At 33.7% G+C, this 12,539-nt stretch carries 10 protein-coding genes and 1 pseudogene; all 11 read left to right on the forward strand.

Going from position 1 to position 12,539, the window contains the following annotated elements; translation table 11 throughout:
- Positions 1-496 (forward strand): annotated as a pseudogene (locus ACH2DQ_RS28630) (hypothetical protein); the annotation flags it as partial.
- 54 nt (positions 497-550) lie between these two features.
- On the forward strand, positions 551-1,936 hold the full coding sequence (hydA, locus tag ACH2DQ_RS28635) for a dihydropyrimidinase (RefSeq protein ID WP_395028770.1): 1,386 nt from the start codon (positions 551-553) through the stop codon (positions 1,934-1,936).
- A 41-nt stretch (positions 1,937-1,977) separates the two neighbouring features.
- Positions 1,978-3,207 (forward strand): Zn-dependent hydrolase, encoded by a 1,230-nt coding sequence (locus ACH2DQ_RS28640; RefSeq protein WP_395028772.1) that lies wholly within the window; start codon positions 1,978-1,980, stop codon positions 3,205-3,207.
- Positions 3,208-3,452: 245 nt separating this feature from the next.
- On the forward strand, positions 3,453-4,967 hold the full coding sequence (locus ACH2DQ_RS28645) for a serine hydrolase domain-containing protein (RefSeq protein WP_394913184.1): 1,515 nt from the start codon (positions 3,453-3,455) through the stop codon (positions 4,965-4,967).
- A gap of 8 nt (positions 4,968-4,975) precedes the next feature.
- A complete protein-coding gene (locus ACH2DQ_RS28650; protein ID WP_394913185.1) occupies positions 4,976-6,121 on the forward strand; it encodes a DUF362 domain-containing protein in 1,146 nt (381 codons plus the stop codon).
- A gap of 27 nt (positions 6,122-6,148) precedes the next feature.
- A complete protein-coding gene (locus ACH2DQ_RS28655) occupies positions 6,149-6,424 on the forward strand; it encodes an acyl carrier protein (protein WP_394913186.1) in 276 nt (91 codons plus the stop codon).
- Between the two features lie 28 nt (positions 6,425-6,452).
- Positions 6,453-8,090: a hypothetical protein gene (locus ACH2DQ_RS28660; RefSeq protein WP_394913187.1), complete on the forward strand. Its 1,638-nt coding sequence runs from the start codon at positions 6,453-6,455 to the stop codon at positions 8,088-8,090.
- Positions 8,087-9,070 carry a tryptophan--tRNA ligase gene (gene trpS / locus ACH2DQ_RS28665; protein ID WP_394913188.1) on the forward strand — a complete coding sequence of 328 codons (984 nt, stop codon included), beginning with the start codon at positions 8,087-8,089 and terminating at the stop codon, positions 9,068-9,070. Before ACH2DQ_RS28660 ends, trpS begins: the two co-directional genes overlap by 4 nt.
- Before the next feature lie 18 nt (positions 9,071-9,088).
- Positions 9,089-10,966 carry a tetratricopeptide repeat protein gene (locus tag ACH2DQ_RS28670; protein WP_394913189.1) on the forward strand — a complete coding sequence of 626 codons (1,878 nt, stop codon included), beginning with the start codon at positions 9,089-9,091 and terminating at the stop codon, positions 10,964-10,966.
- Positions 10,948-12,327 (forward strand): hypothetical protein, encoded by a 1,380-nt coding sequence (locus ACH2DQ_RS28675; RefSeq protein ID WP_394913190.1) that lies wholly within the window; start codon positions 10,948-10,950, stop codon positions 12,325-12,327. Before ACH2DQ_RS28670 ends, ACH2DQ_RS28675 begins: the two co-directional genes overlap by 19 nt.
- A gap of 7 nt (positions 12,328-12,334) precedes the next feature.
- On the forward strand, positions 12,335-12,539 hold a 205-nt coding region (locus tag ACH2DQ_RS28680), incomplete at its 3' end, for a hypothetical protein (protein ID WP_395028774.1).

Consider the following 12,539-nt stretch of genomic DNA (forward strand, 5'->3'; position numbering starts at 1 on the left):
TGCAGCATATAGGTCAGGTCTACGTCAGGTATTAATTGGATTAGAGAGTATTTCCCGTGGAAATTTAAAAGGAATTGATAAAGATAATTTTAAATACAGGTATCTCCCTAAATATAAGGAAAACATTCAAAGAATACAATCTCATGGGATCGGTATTACCGGAAGCTTCATTGTAGGACAAGAAGGAGATACGGAAGAAACATTTAAATATCTGGAGGAATTTATATATGATACGAAATTATTTGGGGCAAATATTACTATTTATACCCCCTATCCGGGTACAGCTCTCTATCAACAATTGGACCGCCATAAGAAAATCGAGACTTATAATTGGGATTATTACACTATATTTCAACCGGTAATAAAGATGAGATATTTATCTTCACGGCATTTGAATGAAAAGTATAAAGAATTAATAACGATAATTAATTCAAAAGAATTTATCCAAAATAAGCTAAATTATTTTGCTCATATATATAAAGAAAAGAGTAAGTAATATGATTAAATAGTATAATAATTTTATAGAAAAATGAATATAAGGATTAATGATATGGATCTGATATTAAAGAATGGAATACTTGTTACGTCAGAAGAAATGTATCAAGCTGATATAGGGATTAGTGGTGAGAAAATAGCAGCAATTGGAACAGATTTACAGGATAATACTTCTAAAATTATTGATGTAACAGGAAAATTTATACTCCCTGGTGCCATTGATGCACATACCCATATGGCTCTGGCTTTTGGAGGAACTGTCTCATCTGATGGTTATTTATCAGGAACAAAAGCGGCGGCGTGCGGTGGTGTCACAACGATTATAGACTATGCAATGCAAAGATCTGGCAAGGGAATTATGGAAACAATAGAAGAAAGAAAAAGTATCGCCCAAGCAGAAGTATGTGTAGACTACGGTTTTCATTGTATTATAACAGATTTAAATAATGATGCTATATTAGATGAATTTGAATCTGCTGTTCAAGCTGGTATAACAAGCTTTAAGTGCTTTTTTGTATATAAAAAAGAAAAGATGATGGTTGACGATGGAACATTTCTTAAGGTTTTGTTGGAAGCGGATAAAGTTGGAGCTATTGTTAACATCCATGCAGAAAATTCGGATGCGATTGACCTGAATATAGAAAGATTGTTAAGAAATGGTAAAACCAGTGCATGGTATCATTATGTAAGCAGGCCTGAATGCGTGGAGTCAGAGGCTGTTAAGCGGGCGGTTCACTGGGCTGTTTCCTTTAATAAACCTTTATATATTGTACATATGGCAGACAAAGAAGGCATAGAAGCCGTAACTTTGGCAAAGGATTCTGGATACAGGATTTACGCAGAGACTTGTCCCCAATACCTGGAATTCACCTGTGATGTTTACAAAAGAGAAGATGGCAGGAATTTCGTTTGCTCACCGCCTATGAAAGGCAAGGATAGTAAAATAGCACTTTGGGATGCTTTGAAAAGGGGAGATATAGATACGATAGCGACAGATCATTGTCCGTTTTATAAAGAACAGAAGGATTGGGGAATTAATGATTTTACAAAAATACCAAATGGTTGCGGAGGAATTGAATTTCTCTATCCGTATATATTAAATGCTGCCAATGCAGGAGTGATAAGTTTTTCGAAAGCAGTAGAAGTATGCTCTTTTAATCCTGCAAAAATTTTTGGATGCCATGAGAAAGGATCTTTATCAATTGGAAAAGATGCTGATATTGTGGTTTATGATCCAGATAAAGATTATACGGTCTCTGCAAAACATATGCATTCCAAATGTGACCATACAATCTGGGAAGGAAAAAGCTTTCACGGGTTTCCTGTATTGACTTTTGTCAGAGGTAAATTGGTGTATGACAACGGAAAGTTTATGGGCGTGCCAGGTTTTGGAAAGTTTATTAAACGGAAGGCAAAAAAGACTCAGGTTACTTCCGTTTAATAATTTTTAATTTGAACTCAATATAAAGGAAGGTGAATGCCATGATAACATGCGATAAAGAAAGGTTAAACTATAAAATACAAGAATTTAGTAAATATGGATCTTCCGAAAATGGAGGCATTACGCGTCTATCATTGTCTGTGGAAGATCTTGAAGCACGAGATGCATTCTGTAGAAAATGTTTAAGTATGGGTATGGAAATCAGAACAGATGATCTGGCAAATATCTATGCAACTATGCCTGGCAGTGAAGATCTTCCAGCAATTATGATAGGTTCACATTTAGATTCTGTGATTAAAGGTGGTAATTATGATGGTGTGTTGGGTGTTTTAGCAGCGTTAGAAGCAGTAGAGACAATTTATAAAGAAAAGATAAAGCATAGACATCCCATAACAATTGTGGTTTGGACAAATGAAGAGGGTGTTAGATTTGAACCGGCTATGATGGCATCGGGGGTTATATGTGAGAAGTTTAACCTTTCTACAATGATGGCAGTAAAAGACTGCGATGGAATTACATTTGAGGAAGCTCTTGACAGGAGCGGATATAGAGGAAAGATAGAAAACAGGCTGAATGCCGTAACAGGACAGGCTGCATTGGTTGAGCTTCATATTGAACAGGGACCGGTATTGGAGAAAGAAAAAAAAGAAATAGGGATCGTTGAAGGGGTAGTTGGGATGCTTAACTATGAGTTTTCGTTCATAGGACAGGCGGATCATGCAGGTGCTACTCCTATGAATCAGCGAAAGGATGCCCTGGCTGCCGCTGTAGAAGTGATTCATTATCTGAAGTTTCAGTTATCTAAGCTAGATGAGAATCTGGTATATACTATAGGCAGGTTTCTCGTATCTCCAAATGTACATACCGTTATCCCTGATCAGGTGCATTTTACTTTAGATGCCAGACATAGAGATGCTAAAGTCTTAGCAAAGGCAGTAAATATTATTAACCGTACACCGGAGAAAATAAATAAGTGCAAAGTGTATATAAGAGAATTATGGTCCAGGAAAACAGTAGAATTTAATAAGGAATTAGTAAATTATGTTGAAAGAAGTGCAAGAGATTTTGGCTATTCTACTTTAAGAATGTTTAGCGGACCAGGCCATGATGCACAATATATTTCAGAAATTTTACCAACAGCAATGATTTTTGTACCCAGTAAAAATGGTCTGAGCCATTGTGAAAATGAGTTCACAGCATTAGACAATTGTTGGATGGGGGCTAATGTCTTGCTGCAGACTGTTTTAAAAATTGATAGTAAATTAGTGTAAGTTTCGAACATATATAAAGAGGGCACATTACTTAATATAGCAGGAACTATAAGTATATAAAAACGGTACAACAGTATGTGTTCAATCTAAGCTGATATTATTAAAATATATAGAAAGTGCTTTACGAAGATAGAATTTTCATATTGTTGCGGCAAGTGAAGATTCAAAATAAATATGAACCTTTAAATGCGGACTTGGATTCGTAATGGCGAAGCACGCCCATAATAGTATTGGAGAAACAATAAATGCAAGTGAAGAAAATTAAAATATTTCTATTTATTTTTGTTTTGTTAATTATTTCTGTTTTTCTCTTTGCCTTGCCGGTGAGGGCACAAAGCAATAAAAAAGATTTGTTAGAATTATATATCGATCAAATTTACAATGATACTAAGTTTCCTGGACTTTCTATAGCTATTGTAGATCAAAATGAAAGCATTATCATCTCAAAAGGCATGAATGAATTGGACAAGGAAGGTAAAATAGCAGAGGATACATTATTCGAATTAGGGTCTGTCAGCAAAATGTTTACAGCAATCGGTATTATATATCTGGAGAAAGAGAAGCTGCTCAATACGAATGACCCCATAACAAAATATATTCCGTGGTTGTATATTCAAGATAGCATAGATACTGACAGAAATAGTGCCAATAAGATAAAAATAAAAGATTTGTTAAATCATACAAGCGGAATACCCTACTCAGCTATGCTGGCAATTAAACCGGAAATTGGCGGGGATGCACTAAGAAACGTGGGAGTGCTTTTAAAGGATTTCCGACTGGAATTCGAACCTGGTGAAGCATATGCTTATTCTTCAGTTAATTACGACTTATTAGGGCTTTTGATAGAAATAGTAACAGGAGAATCATTTCAGAAATTTATGACTGAAAATATTTTGAAGCCTTTGGGATTATTTCATACTTTCATTTTGGAGAATAACTATAATACCCTAGATAATATGGCTTCTGGGCACAGATTCTCTTTCATGACAGTAAATGAGTATGAAGCACCTTTCTATAGAGGCAATACTCCATCTGCCTATTTTATTTCTAATGCTGAAGATATGCTTAGATGGATGCAAATTCAAATGGGCATATACAATGTACCAGATATTTATCAAGAGCTGATAAGTAAATCTCATGTATATGACACCAGCAATTCTTCGGAACGAAAAAGCAATTATGCATTTGGTTGGCAAGTGGATCAATCTGGTAAATTATTAACAAGCATAGGACTCAATCCCAATTATACCGCCGGATTGTATATGGATTTGGAACAGGATTTTGGCATTTGCGTTATGACTAATGTAAGTACTGGACTTGTCCAGGATTTACTTAGCAATATTAATCAACTATATCATAATAATGAACCTGCTGATCTGTCAATGGACAGTATAAAGCTTTTAGATATGTTAATGACGATCTTTTCACTTATACTAGGAATTTTGCTAATAATTTTAGGTTTATTAATTAGACGAAGAATCGTCTATATCCGAATGCATGGCCTTATCTGTGCTAAAAGAAAGATGAGTAAGATTATAATTATTATAAGTTGTTTTTGTGTCTTTTTTCTTATTGGGCAAATATTTTTTTTACCAGGATATATTAGTGAAGGTCTGACATGGAATACAATTAGCGTATGGGTACCGCAAAGTATGATATTATGCATAATGCTGTTCTTGCTTCTGATAATCCTTGTATGGCTATATGCAATCATATTACGATGCTTCAATAAAAATAAAACAGATATGGATAATACATAGGTGAATATATGGAAAAATTAGTCTATATAGAAAAATGCAGCCAATATAATAATCAAGAAATGGAACAAAAAATTTATAAAAGTATCGATTCGGTTCTTCCAGCAAAAGAAAATTTAAGGGACAAAAAAATCCTGGTAAAGGTAAATCTTTTAATGAAAAGTAAGCCAGAGGAGGCTATCACGACACATCCTCTGATTGTCCGGAATGTGGTTAATTATTTTCTGGGATTAGGATGTAAAGTAATTATCGGTGATAGTCCTGGAGGCCCATACACGAAATCTATGCTGCAAAGTGTATATAAGGAAACGGGAATGGAAGCCGTCGCAAATGCTACAGGATGTGAATTAAATTACGATACATCAGTTATAAATGTAAAGATTAAAGGTGGTAAAGTATTACATAATGTTGATTTAATTAAAATAGTTAAGGACGTTGATTATATAGTGTCCGTACCCAAATTAAAAACACATGCAATGATGACATATACGGGTGCAGTTAAAAATAATTTCGGAGTAATCGCAGGCCTGATGAAAAGAGCGTGTCATTTCAATATGAAAAATACAGAAAATTTTTCTGATTTATTAGTGGATATCTGCCAATATATCAAACCACTGGTTACAGTTATGGATGCTATAGAATGTATGGAAGGCGATGGGCCCTCAGGCGGTAAAATACGTCATGCAGGCTTAATTTTGACATCTACAGATCCCTATGCTCTTGATACATTAGCATCACATATAATAGGATTGAATCCGTTAAGTGTTCCGACAATCAAGACTGCTTGTGAACGTGGACTGGATAGTGGAAGGATAGAAGATATACAAATTAAAGGAGAGAAACTAAGCGGTATAAACATACGGCCTTTTCTATTGCCGAATACGGTAGGAGTAAACTCATTAGGAACTTTCATTCCGGATAGTATAAAGGATTATCTAGTAAAAAAATTCCGCGCTACACCTAACATAATTCATAAAAAATGCAAAAAATGTAAAAAATGTGTGAACGTATGTCCTGCTCAGGTTATGAAAGTCAAAGACGGTAAAGTTACCATACAGAGGGATACGTGCATTTGCTGCTATTGTTGTCATGAACTTTGTCCAGAAAATGCCATACAGATAAAAAAGAGCTGGATCCGAAAGCTACTGATAGGCTGAAAAAAATAAAATGGGAGGAATACAGAGATGTACAGTGATATTAAAGATTTAGAACAACGAGTTTATGATGTTTTGACAGAGGCAATGAAAATAAAAATAAGGCCAGAGGATTATAGTGTTGAAACGAAATTATTAGATCTGGGATTTAATTCCATAAGTTTTGTGAGGCTGGGAGTTCTTCTGGAAGAGGAGTTTGATATTCGATTTTTACTTAAAGAATTAAACTTTAATAATAAAAGTTTTCAATCAATACAATCGCTGATTGATACTATACAACAAAAAATGAAAAAATGTAATAGATAATTAATAAAAATAGGGAAGGAATACAATATTGTCACAAATATGTAATTACCACATAAAGAAAGCTGTTTTAGGGATAGAAATAGGAAAATATGATTCATATTGCTGTATTTTGGTTGATGGGCAGGTTATCTCCTGCCTGCGGGAAGCATACTTCTGCTCCTATAGTATGTATTCGGTGCCAATAAATGCGATAAAAGCGTGCCTGAAAGAATCATCCATCCATATCAATGAAATAGACCAAATCGTATTGTGCCTGGAGCTAAAGTCAAATAATACAATTCCTGGAACAGATATGAAATACAAAGATATAGAGCGAAACTTTCGCCTTAAATTTCATTATTACGGTCCAATTATGCATTTTGACAAAAGTATATTGACAGCAAAAATTTCTTTTTATTATTCCCGTTATTCAAAATCTGATATTCTAATACTTCACAGGGATCATGTCTATATGAATATTGGTTTTGGATACGGGGAGAACCAAAAAGTCAACCATTATGAAAATAAATATTACATACACCCATTTGCAATAGTTTATGAGCTAATTAAAATTTATACTGGTTATGATAAAAGCTTGCCAGATCACGACTTTTTAAGATTGGGAAGAAATGGAAAAAGTATATATTTAACTCAGATAAGAGATATCTATTCAGAAGTGGAGTATTGGATAGCTCATGATCCAGATACAGTCCCGACAAACAACTTTTATGATAACTTTAAAAAGAGATTGCAAGAAATCTTAGGATTTATGTCAGGGAACAAGTGGAATAATATGGAACAATGTTATATAAATCTGATTAATTCTTTGGCCGTCTTTAAGGAAGAATATATAGAGTCAAAAATTAACCTGCTTTTATCACACAGTAAAACGGGAAGCATATGCTTAGGCGGTAATTTGCTGTTTAATGAAAATAATGCTCACATAGTTAATAAATATTATCATAGATTCTATATGATTTCAAATGTTGATCATTACATCTGCGCATTTGGAGCTGCAATTTTAGGTAGTCTACAGATTGGTTTATATAAGTTGCCATTATACGGTAAATGGAAAGAATCTTCTGCTTTGTCAAATAATAAAAAGAAAATCCTTCATATAATGGAGCAGACAGATCTCACTTATCATGATTTTGCAGGAAAAGATGAAGAATATTTTAAGCTAATAACTTCTGCACTTAAAAAGGGGAAGTTAGTCGGATGGTTTCAGGGAAGTTTTCAAAGAGAAGAAGCGTATTCAATGGGACGAATGATTCTTGGAAATCCGCAAACAAATAATTTATTTAATGCTCTGCATAAAGTTTTAAAAAGAAATGCATATGCAATACCTACTATTTATTTATCAGCATCCTGTAAGAAAGAAGGGGTTCATTTTATATCTGAGGAAAGGTTTCCTGTATTACATAAACTGTTGATAAACTGCAGTAAAAATATTGGATGTGAGATACTGGCTGCAGTGCCTCTGTTCCCAAAGAAATTTTTTAATCAAGACGAATTGTATCATGCAATTAAAGAATTTATTATATGTAAGCTGTATCTTTTAATAGTAGATGATATTATTTTAATGGAGAATGAAAATAAAAAACCGTCTATATCATGGCTTAGAATACAAATGAATGAGATGGAAAAAACAACAAAGTTTGAAAATAGTCTGGAGGAAATCAAATGAGGATGCTTTCTGGAATTAGGCCTACAGGTGCACTGCATCTGGGACATTTTATAGGTGCGTTGAAAGAGTATATTAATTTACAGGAAAAAAAAGAAAATTATTTTATTTTATCTGATTTGCATATGTTGACTACAAGATGTACAAAAATAGATATAAAAAGGATAAGGGAACATGCCAGAGAGATTATTTTGGACTGTATTGCAGCAGGTATAAATCCTGATACAACAAATTTTTATCTGCAGTCAAATGTACCTGAAATGAATAGTCTTTATATGTTACTACATAACTTTGTAACTATATCCAGGTTAAAAGTTAATCCTGGCCTGCTGGATATGGTAGAAAAATCCAGTATGGATGAGATTCCAATGGGACTTCTGGCATATCCGTTGATGGAAGCCTGTGATATTATTGCTTTGGATGCAGATATTGTACCGGTAGGTTTGGATAATAAGGATCATTTAAAAGTGACCTGGGAAATAATAGATCGTGTAAATAGTGCTTATGATGCAAATATAAAGAAACCGAAATGCATAATCGGTTACAATCATAGTCTGGTTGGTACGGACGGAGCAAATAAAATGAGCAAGAGCCGTAACAACAGTATTTATTTGAAAGATACTGCAAAAGAGATTGAATACAAAATTCAGGCTATGCCCTGGATTCCTTCGGGCAGGGAAACAGTATATGACAAAAATCCGATCATAGAATATCTGAAAATATTTGAACCGGACGACGGTTTAGTTGAAATGTATATACGTAAATTCAAAAAGGGAGAAAATATAGAAGAAGCTAGCAGAAAGCAGTTGCAGATCACTTTGGAATATATTTTAAAACCAATCAGGATCCGCAGGAAAGAATATGAAGGAGATTATAAATATATTGATCAATTGTTGATTAAGGGTACACATAATGCAAGAAAAATAGCTGGTTTCACTTTAGATAAAGTAAAAGAGAAAATGGAGATGTATCGGTTAGAATAAAAACAGGAGAAAATCAATATGGGATCAGACAAGCAAATAGGTATATGGAAAATAAGAGAGAACAGAAAGTCTGAAATATTTATAAGGGATCCGGCAAGATACAGGGAATACAGTCACTGGGCATGGACATTATCTTTTTCATTAAATAAAGAGCACAGACGTGTGGTTTACATTGGTGATTCCGTTGGTATGGGTCATTATTACCGTCCACACTTCTCTCCAGCAATAGTTCTGGAGAAAATGATGGAAGATAATTTTGGAAAAACAGAGGTCATTGATTTATCTAAAGATAATCTTATGTATCACACACTCATTGAGCTTGTTTTGTCTTCACTTAAGTTGAATCCGGATCTAATCATACTTTTTTTAGGAGATATACTGTGGAAGGATGATGTAATATTTACAGAGGCTGAGAAACAAGCTATCTTTGCAGATATGTCAGAAAGCAAAAATATAGAAAAAATCCAGACTATGATATTACATAAAGTAAATCCTCTTCTGGAAAATCTTATGAAGGTTTTGGGAAATATAAAGCGTGATTATAAAATTCCAGTTTTATTTATCCTTCCAGAACAAAATCTCAAGAATTGGGATTATGCGGTGAGCAATCCTTTCAAAGGATTTTATGGGAAAAAGGCAGAGACATGGGAGGAGTATTCAGAGAAAGCTAAATTACTGCTTCAATATAAAAATTATTCAGAAGCAAAAGCAACTTTAAAAAAAATGACAGCAATGAATAGCATCAACCCATACCCGTATGAAATGCTTGCTGAAATATATAGAGCAGAAAGAAACTATGACAAGGAAATGAGAAGTTTAAAAAAAATTGCCGTTTTGGATCTTCTGTCGGGAGGAAATACACATTTATCATGTCCCAATATACGTATGATTGTGCGTAGACTTGCAAAGAAGTTTGATGTAGATATCTTAGATATACGAAAAATATTTTTCTCCTATAGCAAAGATAAAATATTTGGTAAAGAATTTTTTTTAAATGCATATCATTTGAATGATTATGGAATTAAATGTGTAATGGGTGGAATCTTAGATTATATATTAGATAAAAGGCTTATTCAGGCTGAAAGAAAAAAAAGGAAAGATTTAGATTCTTTGGATGAAAATCGTATGGTATTAGGCAGAGCATATTTACTGTCAGCAATTGATTCTGGACAAAAATGGAATCAGCCATATGAAAGGCTCTTAGAACAATGTGTTTTGTCGGTTAATTATTGGCCAAAAGCATTAAGGGCTTTTCAATTATATATTGAAATAGCAACATCAGGAATACCATGGTATTTACATAAACATTATACGGAGCTTACAAAATTTGATTTATGGCCGGCATTTCCTGAGAGTTCAATGAACAATAAAAATGTTGCCTTAGATATAATAAAAGCAATGGATCAAGTTATCAGACAGAAAGATAAAGGTAATCACATTGAGCTTGCAGATTTATGGATGGCAGGATACGGATCAGTAGATGGAAAACTAGATTTACTGCAACAATCATACCGAACACAGGTTTATGGAAATAACAGAGCATTTTTTATGTGTACAGAAAATAATATAGGGTATATGGAAGCTTTCAGCCCGGAAACGGAATTTTATTTATTTGCTGATAGTAATAATGACATAAGTGTAGATCTGACAATCAGTTCCCCAATTGCAAAAAAACTGGAAGTAAAAGCCTGTATTCTTTTAAATAATAAATGCATAGGTCAACCTGTTCTAACAGAACAGTGGAGCCATTATAGCTTCAAAATATCCAGAGAGATATTGCATGATGGAGCGGTACAGCGGTTAAAGCTTAAATGGCCTATTGTAGAATTTAAACATATTTATGGCAGGGAAATAAGTGTATATGGAAGAATTTTTGAATGTTTGGTATCAATATGATGAGAAAGGGGGATGTATGGCCTGAATGCCATGCGAAAAATATCATGTTTATTACTATGGTTTTAGAATATATATGGCGTTCTGTTTCGGATGAATATAAGAGCAAAATGTTGGAGGCAGATCAGCTTTCGAATGAGGAAATCGAAAACAGCATTATTGATAAATTTAATGTGCATGAAAATGGACCTATTTCAGAATGGCTGAATATGACCAGTTTATTCACTAGCGGATGCCCGCACAAAATAAATAAGGGAAATTTTTCCGGGTGCAGTATGTGTAACTATTTTAAGGAAGACTTAGAAAGCCTTGTTCTGATAAATCTGTTAAAAGAAAGAGATCCGGTTCGCTATGGAAATGTCATTAAATATAGTTTTGATCTTTTGAGAGGCAAAAAGAAAATGCCTAATTTATTTGAGTATGTAAATGGTCATGACAGTCTTAGTCCAGATGAGCTTCCAGATCCTGTTTTTCAGCAGATCTTCCTAAAGGAACAGTTATTTTCGTCGAAGCCATACCGCTTAATACTGGAAACCAGAGCAAATAATGTATCTGCAGCCAGAATTAGAGAATGTAAGAAAAAAAGTGCAAAAACAATTGAGATTGCGTTTGGAGTAGAAGTATATGATGATTGGATCCGTAACCATTGGTTAAATAAAGATATAGGAAACAGAGATATAATCAATGCGATTCGGACAATAAAAGAATGTGGCTGTATTTCCAGGGGAAATCTTTTAATTGGGATACCTGGCTTAAATGAAAAGCAATCATTATTAATTTTAAAAAAATCCGTTGACTGGTTATTGGATCTACAAATTGACCGAATTACAGTATCTCCTTTAAATAATAAAGAGAATACTTTACAAAATTTCATTTACAACCATTTTGAACAGACAGAGGAGTCAAAAAACAGAGCAGTTATAGGAAGCATGGAAGATGGAAATCCTTCTGTCTTTTTTTTATTTGATGCGATTTATATGTTAATGGAAAATCAGAAGCTATTAGATATAATCGTATTTGCACCAATAAACTTTATTAAATATTTTGATATGAAACTAAAGTATCATAAATTTAAAGGGCTAAAAGATATTTGTTCTTATATAAGCAATGCTATGATTGAGTTTGATAAGACCAGGGATTCGGCTATATTAGAACGTGTAAAAGAGCAGTTATGTAATGAGGCACAATATCAGGCTTATAAAAAAGAAAATGAAAGACTCCCTGGTCTTGACGGAGTCTATGATACTCTCCGTTGGACAGGGAAAATGCTTTCTAAAAGTATTTGGGGAAATAGGTGGAAAGAAAAAACAGAAGTCTTGGATGAAGAGTTAAATCATTTGAACACAAAATTTACAGAAAGGTAAAGATAAAATGTATATAATACAAGAAATCATGCAGCAAATATCCAAACCGATTTCGAAATCATATAATTCTGCTTTTAAAGATGCGATGGATAGAAGTGCTAAGGAGTTATTTGAAGGTATAAGAAATGCAGAAATGGCCATTATTCCTTATCCAAAGCCGTATCCGCAGATGAACCTATTATTAACTACCGGCTGTGAACATAAAATTAAAA

Source organism: Robinsoniella sp. (assembly GCF_034124845.1).